General features: G+C 73.1%; 14 protein-coding genes. 10 read left to right on the forward strand and 4 right to left on the reverse strand.

Annotation, left to right across the window (positions count from 1 at the left end; translation table 11 throughout):
• Positions 1-151 precede the first annotated feature (151 nt).
• The 10 genes from AB0F40_RS02560 to AB0F40_RS02605 all read left to right on the forward strand — a co-directional run bounded on the left by AB0F40_RS02560 (position 152) and on the right by AB0F40_RS02605 (position 12,731).
• Positions 152-1,054, forward strand: a complete 903-nt coding sequence (locus AB0F40_RS02560) for an FHA domain-containing protein (protein ID WP_357463689.1) — start codon at positions 152-154, stop codon at positions 1,052-1,054.
• The gene (locus tag AB0F40_RS02565) at positions 1,051-2,334 is read left to right on the forward strand and encodes a DUF6177 family protein (protein ID WP_357463693.1); all 1,284 of its coding nucleotides are present in this window, start codon (positions 1,051-1,053) and stop codon (positions 2,332-2,334) included. Before AB0F40_RS02560 ends, AB0F40_RS02565 begins: the two co-directional genes overlap by 4 nt.
• Positions 2,324-2,539: a hypothetical protein gene (locus AB0F40_RS02570; protein ID WP_357463696.1), complete on the forward strand. Its 216-nt coding sequence runs from the start codon at positions 2,324-2,326 to the stop codon at positions 2,537-2,539. Before AB0F40_RS02565 ends, AB0F40_RS02570 begins: the two co-directional genes overlap by 11 nt.
• On the forward strand, positions 2,536-3,894 hold the full coding sequence (locus AB0F40_RS02575; protein ID WP_357463700.1) for an EsaB/YukD family protein: 1,359 nt from the start codon (positions 2,536-2,538) through the stop codon (positions 3,892-3,894). The genes AB0F40_RS02570 and AB0F40_RS02575 overlap by 4 nt, the downstream gene beginning before the upstream one ends.
• A complete protein-coding gene (locus AB0F40_RS02580; protein ID WP_357463703.1) occupies positions 3,894-4,706 on the forward strand; it encodes a hypothetical protein in 813 nt (270 codons plus the stop codon). Before AB0F40_RS02575 ends, AB0F40_RS02580 begins: the two co-directional genes overlap by 1 nt.
• The gene (gene eccCa / locus AB0F40_RS02585) at positions 4,703-8,767 is read left to right on the forward strand and encodes a type VII secretion protein EccCa (protein WP_357463707.1); all 4,065 of its coding nucleotides are present in this window, start codon (positions 4,703-4,705) and stop codon (positions 8,765-8,767) included. The genes AB0F40_RS02580 and eccCa overlap by 4 nt, the downstream gene beginning before the upstream one ends.
• Positions 8,764-9,357, forward strand: a complete 594-nt coding sequence (locus AB0F40_RS02590) for a hypothetical protein (protein ID WP_357463710.1) — start codon at positions 8,764-8,766, stop codon at positions 9,355-9,357. The genes eccCa and AB0F40_RS02590 overlap by 4 nt, the downstream gene beginning before the upstream one ends.
• A gap of 32 nt (positions 9,358-9,389) precedes the next feature.
• On the forward strand, positions 9,390-9,716 hold the full coding sequence (locus AB0F40_RS02595) for a metal-sensitive transcriptional regulator (RefSeq protein ID WP_357463713.1): 327 nt from the start codon (positions 9,390-9,392) through the stop codon (positions 9,714-9,716).
• A 44-nt stretch (positions 9,717-9,760) separates the two neighbouring features.
• Positions 9,761-10,069, forward strand: coding sequence for a cation transporter (locus AB0F40_RS02600; RefSeq protein WP_357463716.1), 309 nt, complete (start codon positions 9,761-9,763; stop codon positions 10,067-10,069).
• Between the two features lie 85 nt (positions 10,070-10,154).
• Positions 10,155-12,731, forward strand: a complete 2,577-nt coding sequence (locus tag AB0F40_RS02605; RefSeq protein ID WP_357463719.1) for a heavy metal translocating P-type ATPase — start codon at positions 10,155-10,157, stop codon at positions 12,729-12,731.
• 76 nt (positions 12,732-12,807) lie between these two features.
• On the opposite strand, the gene AB0F40_RS02610 is transcribed toward AB0F40_RS02605, so the two are convergent.
• From AB0F40_RS02610 to AB0F40_RS02625, 4 genes are read right to left on the reverse strand one after another with little or no spacing between them, the layout of a single operon-like run.
• Positions 12,808-13,581 carry an ABC transporter permease gene (locus AB0F40_RS02610; protein WP_357463722.1) on the reverse strand — a complete coding sequence of 258 codons (774 nt, stop codon included), beginning with the start codon at positions 13,579-13,581 and terminating at the stop codon, positions 12,808-12,810.
• Complete coding sequence (locus tag AB0F40_RS02615; RefSeq protein WP_357463725.1) at positions 13,578-14,426, reverse strand: ABC transporter ATP-binding protein; 849 nt, start codon at positions 14,424-14,426, stop codon at positions 13,578-13,580. The genes AB0F40_RS02610 and AB0F40_RS02615 overlap by 4 nt, the downstream gene beginning before the upstream one ends.
• Positions 14,423-14,725 carry a transcriptional regulator gene (locus tag AB0F40_RS02620; RefSeq protein WP_357463728.1) on the reverse strand — a complete coding sequence of 101 codons (303 nt, stop codon included), beginning with the start codon at positions 14,723-14,725 and terminating at the stop codon, positions 14,423-14,425. Before AB0F40_RS02620 ends, AB0F40_RS02615 begins: the two co-directional genes overlap by 4 nt.
• Positions 14,718-15,434, reverse strand: coding sequence for a hypothetical protein (locus AB0F40_RS02625; protein ID WP_357463731.1), 717 nt, complete (start codon positions 15,432-15,434; stop codon positions 14,718-14,720). Before AB0F40_RS02625 ends, AB0F40_RS02620 begins: the two co-directional genes overlap by 8 nt.
• Between the last annotated feature and the right edge of the window lie 52 nt (positions 15,435-15,486).

Consider the following 15,486-nt stretch of genomic DNA (forward strand, 5'->3'; position numbering starts at 1 on the left):
TCATGTCCAGTCGGCAGCGACCCGCGTGGCTGGGCCGCAGAAGCCCAGTTGGGAGTTTCGTCCTGGAAATTCGCCCGGCGTGCCAGAATCTTCCAGGCCGTGACATGCCGCCACGCGAACCAGAACGTCGGACCCATGGGAAGGTGCCACGGTGACAGGACCTGCCGTGATCGGCTCGTGCGGCTCCTGTGGTGCGGTACTGCCATCGACCGCGGCCGGGTGCGACAGGTGCGAGGCCCTGGTCATCGGCCCTCGCCCGACGACGCCGGTACTCCTCGCGAACCTGACTCCGGTGTCGAGCGTCGAACGCACCCTGGCCATCGCCGTGGACCTCGGCCTGGTCCTGTTGACCGCCGTGCCTCTGATCCTTGGGGCCACCGGTATCTGGCCGCCCTCCATCGGGATGCCGTTCGGGCTCGTCCTCGTCGTCGGCGTGGCCATCACACTGCTGCAGGAGTTCCGCCGCACCGGCCGCACCCCCGGCACGCTCGTGACCCGGACCCGCTACGTGGACAAGCTGAACGGCACTCCGCCCGGATCAGGCCGCTGGCCCGGAGCTCAGATCGCTGTGGTCGATCTCGGCGAGCGCCGACCGGCTGCGCCGGCCGCGTCTGCGGCCAGGACAGCCCTGGCAGGAGGGGCAGCGACGCCGTCGGCGCCGCGAGGGGCGCCCGGCACGCCGACACGGCCACCGCCACCGACTCAGCAGCCCGGCCCGCCCCACCGACCGTCCGCTGTCCTCACGGACGGCACGCACCGCATCGAGATTGCGAGCACCGTGCTGCTCGGACGCCGCCCCAGACCCCAACCGAACGAGGCAGTCGGCACCGTCGTGGAGCTCACCGATCCCACACGGTCCGTGTCCGCCACGCATGCCCTGCTGGACTGGGACGGCGCGACCCTGTGGTTGGTGGACCGCGGGTCCACCAACGGCTCGTGGGTCGTGCGGGCCGACGGCGCGCGCGAGCGCGCCCGGACCGGCGTGCCGCTCGCTGTCCCGGCGGGATGCGCGGTGCAGCTGGGCAACCGGTCCTTCCGGGTGGAGGTGTCATGACCACCTCGGACGGCTCCGCGAGGCACCCGCTGGTCGGTCGCGCGCACGACGACGTGATCGTCAGCGAGTCCAGCGCGCAGGTCGTCGAGCTCACTGCGGCCCGGGCCGGCCTGCTACGGCTGGCAACGGAACAGCACCGGCGTGTCGTGCTGCTGACAGGTGAGGAATCCACTCTCACCCTGCCGATGCGCGACGCGTTGCTTGCGACCGGAGGCGTGTGGGTCGTCAGCGAAGGCAACGAGCAGGGTGGTCGGGACGCCGTCACCGGCCGACAGCTCGATGACGCCTTGGCGGCCACGCTGCCGTCGGGCCCGCTCTCGCCCGGGAACACCTCGCCGATATTTCTCGGGGAGACGCCCCCCGGTGTCGGGCCCGATGTCCTCCGGGACCTGCAGCGGCGCCGCGCGGCCCCTGCGGCACGGCTGGTGAGTCTGTCGATGTCCGTGCGGCACTCGGCTCGCCGCACCACGGTGCTCGGCCGCACCGCGGAGCTCGCCGTCGAATCCCTGACCGGGGCGCCGCCGAGGACGTGGGGCCGGCACGAACCCGCACTGCTCGCATGGGACCGCGCTGCGCTGACCGCCGACGCACGCGAGCGCGCCCCGCTACCGACGCGATTCGTCGTCGTGGGCGACGGCGCGATCGGGACGGTGCTCGTACGCCGCACCAGCGACGGGCTGGAGGAGACCACCACGCTCGAGCTCGCCACCGGCCCCTCCCAGCCGGACGGACTGGACGAGCCGGACCAGCCGGACCGTGCCGACGCCGCCCGCACCATCGTCGACCGGGTGTCGGGCCTCTTCGAGGCGCTGGCCGAGGAGACGATCCCGCTGTTCTTCCTCGCCACCACCCGAACCGGGCGAGCCGATCTGCTCGTCTCGTCCGAGGCTCAGGAACCTCCGGTTCCGCTGACGATGCTGCTCGGGCCACCCGGTGTGCGCCGGCTCCAGGTCGATCTCGACGAGGCTGCCCGCCGCTTCGACGCGGTGCGGGTCGGCAAGCGGCGGCTACCCGGCCTCCAGTTTCCGCTCGGCACCCTCGACCACGCCGACTGGGGCACGGCATCGGAGATCGCTCACTGGATCGGCGCCGACGAGGTGCTGGCCGCGGCGGGCGGCCCGCCCCGATCCCGACACGTAGAGCCGCGGGCTGGTCGGCAGGCAGACCGGGTCCGGCAGGCACCGGACCAGCAGGCACCGGACCAGCAGGCACCGGACCAGCAGGCACCGGACCAGCACAGACAAGTCCAGCAGACAGGAGCGGCCACCGATGGCGCGTGACCCCGACAAGCAGCTGCTCGAATCCGTCGAGACCCGCCGCGCACGCCTCGCCTCAGCCTTCCTGCACGGAGACCTCGCCGGGCGGCGCAACGTCTCCGACAACGTCAAGCGCCTGGTCGGCAGCATCGTGCTCGCCGCCGTGGCATGTGCCGGGTGCGCCGGCTACTCGTTCGTGCAGGCCAACCTCGGAGGACTGGGCCAGTGAGCCGCTTCACCCGCGTCACGGTGGTGGGCTCCGCCCGCCGGGGCGACATCGTGCTTCCGTCCGACGAGGAGCTCGCCGTGCTGCTCCCGCAGATCCTCGACCTGGTCGCCGAGCCGCCGGGGCAGGGCGCTGTCGCCCTCGTGCGACACACCGGTGACCAGCTCGACGTCTCACACGACCTCGACACTCTTGGCCTGCCCGACGGCGAGATCCTCCGCGTGGTTCGCGCCCAGGACGCACCGCCGCCCGCCGAGATCGCCGACGTCACCGAGGCCGCTACCGACGTGCTCACCGAGCTGCCCGGACGGTGGAACGAGCGGGCTCGCCGTGCCACCGGGGCCACCGGCGTCGGCCTGACCGCCGGTGCCGCCGGCCTCGTCCCCGCCTTCGCCGCCGGGCCGGACGGCACCGCCGCGATCCTGCTCGGCATCATCGTGCTGGCCCTCCTGATCCTGGCCGCCTCCGCCCCACGCGCCCGCAGCCGGCGCGAGCGGGGCGCCTGGCTGCGACTGGCGGCCTGCTCCGCCGCGACAGGTCTCGGCCCGGCGCTCGGCTTCGCCGTCGCCGCGCTCCCGCCCGTGGCCAACCTGGTCGGCCCCGTCCCGGACCGGGCCGCACTCGAGCTCACCGGAGCAGTCGCCTTCGCGGTCGGCTGCGGCGCGCTCTGGGCCGCCGGGGTCTCCCGGCGCAGCCGCGGCATGCTCACCGGCGCGGGCACCGGTCTTGCCCTGATCGTCATCGCGGCGGTGCCCATCGGCCTCGACCTGGGCGCCGACCGTGTGGCGGCCGTCGTGGCAACGGTCGTGACGGTCCTGCTCGGGGTGCTGCCTGCCGTCGCGCTCAACACGTCTGGCGTACACCGGCTGGACGACGCCGCGCTCGAAGGCGAAGCACCCGAACGGCGAGTCGTGGTGCCCTCGCTCGAGGAGGCCTACCGCGCCCTGACCTGGACCACCGTCACCGCCGGTATCTCGCTCGCCTTCGCTGCGGCGGTGCTGCTCTCCACCCCGACCTTCTGGGCCCGGCTGCTCGGGGTCGCCGTGCTGCTCGTCGCCGCTCTACGAGTCCGTCCCCTGCCGCTCACCGCGCAGGCGGCGGTCCTGTGGGGCGCCGTAGCGGTCTCGACGGTCGTCGGCACTATCGCCGCGCTGCATGACCGGCCCACCCTCACCGCGGGCGTGCTGGGCACGTTGAGCCTGCTCGTGACTTTCATGGTCTCCCGAAGGCCGAACACGCAGCAGCGTGCACGCTGGCGCCGCGCCGGCGACCTGCTAGAGCTGCTCTCGATGCTGGTCGTGATACCCGCGTTGCTCGGCGTGTTCGGCGTCTACGAGCTGTTGCTCAAGGTCTTCTGATGGCGGCCCGCACCCCCGACACGCTTCGCGCCGTCCTACCTGCTGCTGTCCTGCGCGGCGCCGGACGGACCGCTCAGGACGCGGCGGCCTGGGACAGCGCCCTCCGCGCGCCCGTCGGAACCAGCCGTCGGGTCACGTTCCTGGCGGCCGACGGCGGGGCCGGGACCACGACCCTGGCGGCAGCCGTCGCACTGGCCCTCGCGCACCGCCGCACTGGACCGGTCCTCGCGCTGGACGCGGCAGGCGGACCGTCCGCGTTGCGGGTCCGGCTGGACGTCGAGGACGTCCCACCGCTCGACGACGTCGCCTACGGCGCCCCGGTCCGGTCTCTTGCGGACGCGCGCGAGATCACGCGGGAAGCCCGACCCGGTCTGCACCTCGCCGGGGCATCGGGCTGGGCGCTCCATCCAGCCGTCTGGACCGACGGGGCCGCGGCCTTGGGTCGGTTCTTCGAGGTGGTCGTGACCGACGCCGGACGTCGTTCGTCCCACGACGCCACCACGCTCGCCGCCCGGTCCCACGCCACGGCCGTCGTGGCGCGGACCGACGCCGGCTCGTTCGCCGCAGGCCGTGTGCTGGCCGACACGATCCGCGACGCGCTGCCCGAGGCGCGGGTGGAACTCGTCCTGGTCGGAGTGGCGCCCGGTGAGCCGCCGTTCGTACACGGCGAACGGCCAGGGGCGCTCGCGATACCGCACGACCTCGCAGCCGCGCGTTCGCTCGGCACTCCGCTGCCGCAGCTGGCGGCGGGAACCCGCGCCGCCGTCGTCCACGCGGCCGCTCACCTGATCTCCGAGGCACGGTCGGCATGACACAACGAATCGTGCACCGGCCTGCCCGCACCGTGCGCCCCCTCGTGGCACCCTCGTCGCGCAAGCTGGCGACGCCACCCGCCGTCGGCAGCGGCAGCGTCGCCGGACTGCCCCTGCAGGCGCTGCTGCCGCTGGTCGGTGCCCTGTCGTCGATGACGATGATGCTGGTGCTGCGCAACAACCCGGTGATGGTGCTGGTCGCGCTCGTCGTACTGGTGGTCGCCCTGGTCAGTGGCCTGGGCATGGCACTCAGTCAACGGGGCAACGCGACGCGCACCCGGCACGACCAGCGGGAGAGATACCTCGACCATCTGGAGACCCTGCGTACAGAGCTGCGCGCTTCCGAACGCACCGCCCGCGCCGACGCACACGCCGTACACCCGGCCCCGGAGGCGCTGCTCGACGTCGTCCGCGATCCCGCCCGGCTGTGGGAGCGCCGTCGCTGGGGCCCCGACTTCCTCGAGGTGCGTGTGGGCATAGGTGACGTCCCGCGCCCGGGCCTCGCGATGCCGTCCACCGACGGCGCGACGGAACCACCTGACCCGATGCTGCTCGCCGAGGCGCGGAGCGTCGCGGACCGCCACTCGCTCCTGCGGCACGTCCCCGTGCCCGTCCCGCTCGACGGTGTCGGCGACGTGGCGGTGGTCGGCGGACGCGAGCAGGTCCTCGGCGTCGCGCACACGATCCTCGGGCAGGTCGCCGCCCTGCACGCTCCCGACGACGTGCGGGTCGCCCTGGTCGCCCCGCCGGACCGGCTGGACGACTGGCGCGGCGTGGACCTCCTGCCGCACGTCGTGGACGACTCGGCGTTCGACGGTCCGGCCGCCGTGCGACGCGTAGCGCCTGACCTGGCCGGCCTGCGTCGCCTGCTGGCGTCCGACCTGGCCACCCGCGCCGCACGCGCGGCCGAAGCGGACCGCCGGTCAGGGCCCGGCCAGGCGGACCGCGGTCCGCGTCTCCTGGTCGTCGTCGACGGGTGGGGCGACATCGCGCAGCCTTTCGACACCCCCGACGCCGCACTGAGCCTCGCGACCCTGGGCATCACGGTGATTCACCTCGTCTCCAACCGGCTGCACGAGCCCTCGGAGACAGCACTGCGCATCACCGCGCGCGCCAGCTCCGAGAACGGGAACGACGCCGTCGAGCTCACCGTCGACGACCTGCGACACGGTCTCACCGCCCAGGCGCCGCCCCAGGTGCGCGCGGTGTCGGACGCCCCGAGTGCCGCCGTCCTGCGCGGGATCGCACACACCCTCGCACCGGTACGGCTCAGCACGTCGTCCGCCGACGGTGCTCCGACCGCGGAGCGTGCGGCGCGAACGGACGAGCTGATCGGTGTCGACGACGTGACGCACCTCGACGTCGCCGCCCTGTGGGCGCCGCGCTCGCAGCGGGACTTCCTGCGCGTCCCGATCGGTGTGGACGACGACGGCGCGCCGATACTCCTCGACCTCAAGGAGTCCGCCCAGCTCGGCATGGGGCCGCACGGCCTGTGCGTGGGCGCTACCGGTTCCGGCAAGAGTGAGCTGCTGCGCACGCTCGTGGCCGCCCTCGCGGCGTCGCACCCACCCGAGGACCTGGCGATGATCCTCGTGGACTACAAGGGAGGTGCGGCGTTCGCGCCGTTCGCCGGGCTCCCGCACGTGGCCGGGATCCTGGACAACCTCGCCGACGACGCTGGGCTGACCGAACGGGCCCGCGCGAGCTTCGCCGGCGAGGTGCTGCGGCGCCAGCAGGTGCTGCGTGACGCCGGTTCGCCGTCGATCACCCACTACCGCGAGATGCGCCGCGAGCGCCCGGACCTCGAGCCGCTGCCGCACCTGCTGCTGGTCATCGACGAGTTCGGCGAGCTGCTCACGGCGGAGCCTGAGTTCGTGGACCTGCTGCTCATGATCGGGCGCATCGGGCGGTCCATCGGTGTACATCTGCTCCTGTCCAGCCAGCGCATCGAGGCCGGGCGTCTGCGCGGCCTGGAGACCTACCTGTCCTACCGGATCGGGCTGCGGACGTTCTCGGAGGCGGAGTCCTCGATGGTGCTGGACTCCCCGGACGCGTTCCATCTGCCGGCGGTGCCCGGGTTCGGGTATCTGAAGGTCGACACGAGCGTGTACCGGCGGTTCCGTGCGGGATACGTCTCGGGGCCGGTGGAGTCCACCGAGTCCGCGCCCGAACCGGACGAGGTGCTGCGCCGCCCGCTGCTGCTGGGGCACTACAACGACGTCCGGCGGGCGAACGGCATAGCGGCCACCCACACGGGCACCGGCGAGGCCGAGGTTTCCCGGCCGTCGGTCGAGAAGCCCATGGTCGACGTGATCGTGGAGCAGCTCCGGCGGGTGGGTGCCCGGGCACGGGCCGTGTGGCTCGCGCCGTTGCCCGCTCGGGTCACGCTGGGCGAGGTGCTCGACAGGTCGCAGGTGCCGACGTCCGAGGAGCTCGCGCGCGCCGCGGCCCACGGCCGACCGCTGGCCGTGCCCATCGGTCTGCTGGACGACCCGGCCCGCCAACGCCAGGAGACGTGGTGGCTCGACCTGACCCGGGCGGGTGGCCATGTGGTGGCGCTCGGGGCGCCGCAGTCGGGCCGCACGACATTTCTGTGGTCGGTTGCCGCAGGCCTGGCGCTGACGCACACCCCGCAGCAGGTCGCGGTCTACGGGATGGATCTGGCCGGGGGCGGGCTGGCCCGCATCGAGGGCTTTCCGCACGTTGGTGGAGTCGCCACCCGGTCTCGGCGGGACCGGTTGCGACGTCTGCTCGAGGAGCTGGGTGGCATGCTGGCGGATCGAGAGCGCGTGTTCGCCCGGTACGGGATCGACTCGCTCGCCATGCTGCGGGGCCGGCACGGTGCCGGCGGGATCCCGGAGCTGCCCGCGGCGGACGTCGTGCTCCTGGTGGACGGCGTGGGGCTGCTGCGCCAGGACTTCCAGGAGCTCGAGGACGGCTTCGTCGAGTTGCTGCAGCGCGGCGGTGGGTTCGGCATGCACGTCGTCGTGGCGACGGGACGGTGGAACGATCTCCGGGCCGCGCAGCAGAACCTGATCGGCACCAAGGTCGAGCTGCGGCTCAACGACCCGGCGGACTCGACCATCGCACGCAAGCTCAACGCCACGATCCGGCCGGCGCAGGCGGGCCGCGTCCTGACGGACGAGAGCTTGTTCGCGCAGGTGGCACTCCCGCTGCTGGGCAGCCTCGACCAACCCGCAGAGGGCGAGACACGGGTGGGGGAGACACGGGTGGGCGAGACACAGGTTGGCGACGGCGTGGAGGCACTGGCGCGACTCTCGGCACGAGCCTGGGCCGGCCCTGCCGCACCGCCGATCCGGATGCTCCCTGACGACCTGCTGCTCGACGACCTGCCCGACGAGCTGGACGAGCCGGATGCGCTTCCGTTCGGGCTGCGCCAGGACACCATGCAGCCGGCACTGCTCGACCTCGAGCGCCGGGATCAGCACCTGCTGGTGCTGGGCGACTCCGGCAGCGGCCGCTCGACCCTGCTGCGCACCTTGATCACCGCACTGACCGACCGGCACACGTCGGACGAGCTGTCGCTGGCGCTGTACGACATGCGCGGCTCGGTCGTGGACGCTTGTCCCCACGATGACTACCTGGGCGGGCTCGCGACCAACCCGGTGAAGGCGCTGGAGCTGTCGGCGGCCGTGGCCGTCGAGCTCGAGAAGCGGACGCAGGCGCTCGGCAGCGCGCCGCGGGGCACCGGCATCGACGGGCCCCGCATCGTCGTGGTGGTCGACGACGAGGACATCCTCTCCTCGGGCGGCACGGACCACCTGCGCCCGCTGCTGCCATATCTGCCCGCGGCGCGTGATCTGCGCCTGCACGTGCTTCTCGCCCGCCCCGTCGCCGGCGCCTCCCGTGCGCTTTACGACCCGGTGCTGCAGGCCCTGCGCGACACGGGGGCCAGCGGATTCGTCTTGTCCGGCGAACGCGCCGAGGGACAGCTGTTCCCCGGTGTCCGCGCCGAGCAGCTCCCACCGGGCAGGGGGTTCTGGGCACGTCGCGGTGAACGCCCCGTTCTGGTCCAGGTCGCACACGGAGGTATCTCGTGACCGGCAGGACGGCGGGCGGGTCGGCGCAGCAGTGGCTCACGGCAGACTTCGGCAGACGCACGGTGCGCGTCGTCGTCGCGGGGGTCACCGGTGGGGTCGGAGCGACCACGCTGGCCGCACTCCTGGCGCGTGCCGTCGCACGAGCTCGGCCCGGCCGCGTGGCCTTGGTGGACCACACCGCCGGCACGCTGGCGGAACGGGCGGGCAGCGCCCCGAGCGACGGATGGGCGGCACCCGGCCAGGCGCAGGTATCGGTGGAGTGCGCCGGGGCCGTCGCACTGCTCCCGGGCGAGACCGTGGTGCGCGTCCCCGGCGTGGTCCCGCTGGTGGTGGCACCCTGGCACTCCGACGGGCTACGTCTCGCGGACCGCGCCGCGGCCGAACTTCCGGGTGCGCTCGTGGTCGCGGTCGACACTGCGTGGCTGGCCCGCGGCTCGCGCCGGATGCCCGACCGCCTGGCACTGCCGTACGACGTCGCGCTCACCGCACCGGGCACGGTGCGCGACGATGTGCTCGGCTCCCCGACGCACGACGCGGTGACCGCGGTCGCTGTCGAGGCCCTGGCGCGCGCGCATGGCCTGGGTACTTGACTGTTTACCCGGGAGGGGTATCTGATGGAGGTATGACCGAGGCGACGGAGACCACCGAGGCAGGCTCGCACGACGGGCCGCACGGCTACACGTCCGACAAGCCCGCGTACCTCAAACGGATGCGACGCATCGAGGGGCAGGTGCGCGGCATCGCGCGCATGATCGACGAGGACGTGTACTGCATCGACGTGCTCACCCAGGTCAGCGCGGTGACCAAGGCCCTGCAGGCCGTGAGCCTCGCGCTGGTCGAGGACCACCTGGGGCACTGTGTCGTGGACGCGGCCAAGGCGTCCGACGACGACGGCGCCGCCAAGGTCAAGGAAGCCTCCGAGGCCATCGCCCGCCTCGTCCGCATGTGAACGGCAACGAGCACGGCAACCAGCACGCGATCCGAGGAGATGACATGACCACCGTGACCAAGCTGTCCGTGACCGGAATGACCTGCGGGCACTGCGTGTCCGCCGTCACCAACGAGCTGCGGACCGTCCAGGACGTCCAGGACGTCAGCGTGGAGCTCCACGTCGGTGCCGAGTCGCTGGTGCGCGTGATCTCGAAGCTGCCGCTCGCCGAGGCACCGCTCCGGGAGGCCATCGACGAGGCCGGCTACGACGTGACCGACGTCGACGTGCTCGAGGACGCCGTCGCCGCCGAGTCTGCCGCGCAGGCCCCGGCCCGCCAGGCGAACCGAACGCTGCCGATCGTCCCGTCCTGAAACGCTCGACGACGCACCACCCGCATCCCGCCAGGCCTGTGGACGACCTCCGCTGGGCGATACCGAGCAGCTCCGAGGAGAACCCGTGACCACCGCTGAGGCAGAGCGTCCCGTCGGCGAGGTAGAGCTCGCCGTGTCCGGGATGACGTGCGCCTCGTGCGTGGCCCGGGTCGAGCGCAAGCTCAACCGGCTCGACGGCGTCGCAGCCACCGTCAACCTGCCCCTGGAGTCGGCGCACGTCGTGCTGTCGACGCAGGTCACGGACCAGGACCTGGTCGGCGCCGTCGAGTCGGCCGGATACGAGGCGCGCGTGACGCGGCGTCGGACACCGAACAGGGCCGCGCCCTCCGGCAGCCAGGACGCACCGGGCACCGCGTCGGGCACCGCGTCGGGCACCGCGTCGGGCACCGCGTCGGGCACCGCGTCGGGCACCGCGTCGGGCACCGCGTCGGGCACCGCGTCTACCACCGAAGGTACGGCGGGCGAGGGCCCTGGCGCCTCCGCCGGCGCCGGGTACCGCGGGGCCGACCTGCTGCGCCGCCTGCGGTTCTCGGCGGTGCTGACCGTCCCGGTGCTGCTGCTGTCGATGGTCCCGGCGCTGTCCTTCCCGGGCAGCGAGTGGGTGGTCGCGGCGCTGACGCTGCCCGTCGTCGCGTGGGGCGCCTGGCCGTTCCACACCGCCGCCGCCCGTGCCGCGCGGCACGCGAGCTCCACGATGGACACGCTGGTGTCGATCGGCGTGCTCGCGGCGACGCTCTGGTCGCTGTGGGTCCTGGTCGCCGGCACGTTCGGGCCCGCGGAGGCCGGCGCGGGTCCCGGACTGTACTTCGAGGTCGGCGCCGTCGTCACCACGTTCCTCCTGGCCGGCCGGTACGCGGAGCACCGGTCGCGGCGCCGTGCAGGCGATGCGCTGCGGACCCTGCTCAATCTCGGCGCCAAGGACGCGGAGCGCATCGCCCTCGGCCCCGACGGCGCCCCCATGCACCTGCCCGACGGCGGCTGGCGCACCACCGCTGTGCCGATCGCCGCCCTCCAGGTCGGGGACGTGTTCGCGGTACGCCCCGGCGGTACCGTCGCCACGGACGGCACGGTGGTGGAGGGTGCCACCGCCCTCGACACCTCCCTGGTCACGGGCGAGCCGGTGCCGGTCGACGTAGCACCGGGGGACGACGTCGTGGGCGGCACGGTGAGCACCTCCGGACACGTGCTGGTGCGCGCCACCCGGGTGGGCGAGGACACGATGCTGGCCCGGATCGGGCGGCTCGTGGCGCAGGCACAGACCGGCAAGGCGCCCGTCGCGCGGCTCGCGGACCGGATCTCCGCGGTGTTCGTGCCGGTGGTGCTGGTCCTCGCGGCGCTCACCCTCGCGGCCTGGCTCGTCGTGACCGGCGACGTCGAGGCCGCGTTCACCGCCGCGGTCGCGGTGCTGATCATCGCGTGCCCCTGTGCGCTGGGGCTGGCCACTCCCACTGCGATCCTGGTCGGCACGGGCCGTGGCGCCCAGCTCGGTGTGCTGATCCGCGGGCCGGAGATCCTGGAGAGCACGCGGCGCGTCGACGCTGTGGTGCTCGACAAGACCGGCACGGTCACCGAGGGTCGCATGCGAGTGGTCGACGTGTGGGGCACGGGGACCCGACAGGCTCGTCCGACGGTGGCCGAGACCGCCCGTCCGGCGGTCGAGCCTGCCCCTCCGGTGGTCGAGCCTGCCCCTCCGGTGGTCGAGCCTGTCGAGACCGACGCCAACCACCTCACCGACGCACCGGAAGTGCTCCGGTACGCCGCCGCCGTCGAGTCGCTGAGCGAGCACCCGATCGCGCAGGCGATCACGGCGGCGGGACGAGCCGCCGGCGAGCCGGACACCGAGACGCCGCTCGAGGTCACGGGCTTCATCGCGCACCCGGGCGGCGGCGTCGAAGGCCTGGTCCGGCGTGCGCACTCCGGCCTGGTCCTCGGCGGGGCGCTGAACACCCGCCGCGTGCTGGTCGGCCGCCTCGCCTGGCTCGCCGACCAGGGGATGACGGTCCCGGAGGAGGTGCGCACCGCCGTCGGGCAGCAGGAGGAGGCCGGGGCCACTGCCGTGGCCGTGGCCTGGAACGGGACCGCCGGAGGGGTGATCACGCTGCGCGACCCGGCCAAGCCGACGTCGGCCCGTGCCGTGGCGGAGCTCCGGGAGCTGGGCCTGCGCCCCTACCTGCTGACCGGGGACTCCGCGGGCGCCGCCCGCGTGGCGGCGCTGGCCGTCGGCATCCCAGAGGCGGACGTGATCGCCCGCGTGCTGCCGGCCGACAAGGCCGCCGTGGTGTCCCGGCTCCAGGCGGAGGGGCGCACCGTGGCGATGGTGGGCGACGGCGTGAACGACGCCGCGGCCCTCGCCACCGCCGACCTCGGCCTGGCGATGGGCACCGGCACCGATGTCGCGATCGAGGCGAGCGACATCACGCTGGTCCGCGGCGACCTGCGGGCCGCCGCGAGCGCCGTCCGCCTGTCCCGGAAGACTCTGCGGATCATCAAGCAGAACCTGTTCTGGGCGTTCGCGTACAACGTCGCGGCGATCCCGCTGGCGGCGGCCGGCCTGCTCAGCCCGATGGTCGCGAGTGGTGCGATGGCGGCGAGCAGCGTCCTGGTGGTCGCGAACTCCCTCCGCCTCAACCGCACGCTCTGACCTCTTCGTTGAGTGCTGGCTATTTGTGGGCTCGGACACTCCTGACCCACAAATAGCCAGCACTCAACGAAGAGGGTCAGCGGAAGCGGCGGCCCTCGTCGTTGCGGTAGGAGAGGGCGGCCAGCACCACGAACAGCAGCGTCCATCCGGCCAGGACCGGCAGCGCGAGGGCGTAGGCCTCCACCCCCGTCGTGGCCTGGACCAGCAGATCGCGGCCCGCGCGGGTGGGTGTGGCCTGCGAGATCGCGTCCAGCCAGCCGGGGAACATCTGGGGCGGCAGGAACAGCCCGCCCGCGAAGGCCAGCGGGAACAGGATGATCTGGACGACGGGCAGCGCCGCCTTGGCCGACAGCGCGTACCCGATCGCCATGCCGAGCAGCACGAACGGCACGGACACGGCCAGGATGGTCCCGATGCCGGCGAGCAGCTGCCCAGGGGTCACGGTCGCCGCCGTGAAGAGCCAGCCGATGAGGATCAGCGGCAGCACGCCGAACAGCGAGAAGATGCCGCCGTTGAGCACGCGCGCCACCATCTGCGGTCCGGGTCCGGTGGGCAGCGACCGCAGGAACGGGTAGAACGGCAGCTGCCGGTCCTCGGCCACGCCCAGCCCGTACGTGAACAGGCTGGCGGAGCAGACGGCGAACAGCCCGAGGCCGGCGACGGCGGTGGTGGCCCACTCGGGGTTGCCGGCGACCGCCGTCTGCGGCACGACGAAGAAGAACATGGACAGCGACGGGAACAGCACGTTCCCGAGCACCGCGATGGGGATCCGGATGGTCTCCAGGAACTGGTACTTCAGGTGCAGCCAGGACAGCGTCAGGAAAGGCTGGGTCTGGGTCGTCGCGCTCATCGCAGTGCTCCTTCCGGGGCCTCGTGGCTGACCAGCTGGCCGAACGCCTCCTCGAGGGACGCGCCACGGATCTCCAGGTCGCGGAACTCCGTGCCGGAGGTGACGAGGTCGCGCACGAAGGCGTCCGAGTCGGGGACGAGGTGCTCCTGCCGCGCTCCGGCGGCGTCGGTGAGCTGCACCCTGCGCATGCCCACCCGGCTCAGGATGGCCTGGAGGGAGTCGTCCGCGAGCACCCGGCCCTGGTCGATCACGACCACGCGTTCGGCGAGCGCCTGCACCTCCTCCAGGTAGTGCGACGTGAGGAGCACCGTCCCGCCGCCGGCGTGGTACTCCCGGATCGCGTCCCACAGGGCGGTGCGGCCGGACACGTCGAGCCCGGTCGTCGGCTCGTCGAGGAGCACGACGCTCGGCCTGCCCACGAGCGACAGCGCCACGGCGAGCCGCCGCTTCTGCCCGCCGGACAGCGATCCGGTCTGCCGCTTGCCCAGGTCGATGAGGCCGAACTGCTCCAGCAGCTCGCTCGTCGGGACCGGGTCGGGGTAGTGGCCGCCCACGAAGTCGACCACCTCGCGCACCCGCAGCGTCGCGGGCAGCCCGGTCTCCTGCGGGGTGAGGCCGAGCACCGTGCGCGCCCTCGCGTCCCGCGGATCCCTGCCGCCCAGGCGCACCGCGCCCGTATCAGGCTTGCGCTGGCCGCTGACCAGCGACAGCAGCGTCGACTTGCCGGCCCCGTTGGGGCCGAGCATGCCCACCAGCTCGCCGTGCCCCACCTCCAGCGAGACATCGTCGAGAGCGACGACGTCGCCGAAGCGCCGGGTCACCCCTCGCGCCTCTACCGCACTCATCCCTGTGCTCCCTTCAGAAGGTCCATCAGTGCCGCCTGGTAGTCCGCGAACGCGGTGCGGCCGGTCTCGGTGAGGGCCAGATAGGTAGCAGGCATCCGGCCCTCGTGCGTCTTGGTGACCCGCACGTACCCGGCGTCCTCCAGCTTGCGCAGGTGGGTCGACAGGTTTCCGGCGGTCATGTCGAGCAGCTTGCGCAGCTTGGGGAAGGCCACCTCGTCCCCGTGCCCGAGGGCCGCGAGCGAGGCCACCACCCGCAGGCGCGCGGGGGCGTGGATGACGGGGTCGAGCTCGTCAGGCATCCCGCCCACCACCTGGCGTCCGTCCCGTGACCCGGGGTGACCTGCGCCGGGCGCGGATCCCCTGCTCCACCACGGCCATGACCAGGAACCCGCCACCGCCGGCCACCGCCATCACGAGGTAGGTGTTCGGCATCCCCGCGAACGCCGCGAGGCAGGCCGTGACGAGCATCCACGCGCCGACGGCGGACATGCGGTTCTCCTCGAAGAGGAGGCCGCCCGCGATGTACATGATGCCGACGATGAGGCACGCGACCCCGTTGGCGGCGATCGCAATCACCTCCGAGGGCGCTCCGGCGTCGCCCATGGCCCCGATCAGGACGCCGAACGTCGTGAACCCGAGGAACCAGGTCCACCCGTACATGGCGCCGATCCGGGCGCTCGCTCCGCGCGTGCCGGCGGTCCGGCTGACGCTGTGCACGATCGTGAACGCCATCGCACCGACGATGCAGCCGGCGAGCACCCAGCCCGCCCAGCCCTCGGGGCTGCCGGTGTCGCGCGCGGTGGTCCACATGGCCAGGTACCCGATCAGCCAGGCGAGGCCCCAGACCCCGAACAGCAGGCGACCGTCGGGCTCGGTCGCGTCCCTGGCCGCCTCCTGCTGCCGCTGGATCATCCGGAGCGTCTCGGCAGGGCTCAGCCCGCCGTCGGGCACGGCCTCGGGACCGCCGCCCGCTGGTGCCCGCTCGCCCGCCGGGTTGTCGTCCGTCATCGTCCCCACCTCGTCGTCTGGTTTGTACTGCAAACTACTTTGCCGCACACGT

Source organism: Promicromonospora sp. NPDC023987, from assembly GCF_040639055.1.
Classification (GTDB): domain Bacteria; phylum Actinomycetota; class Actinomycetes; order Actinomycetales; family Cellulomonadaceae; genus Promicromonospora.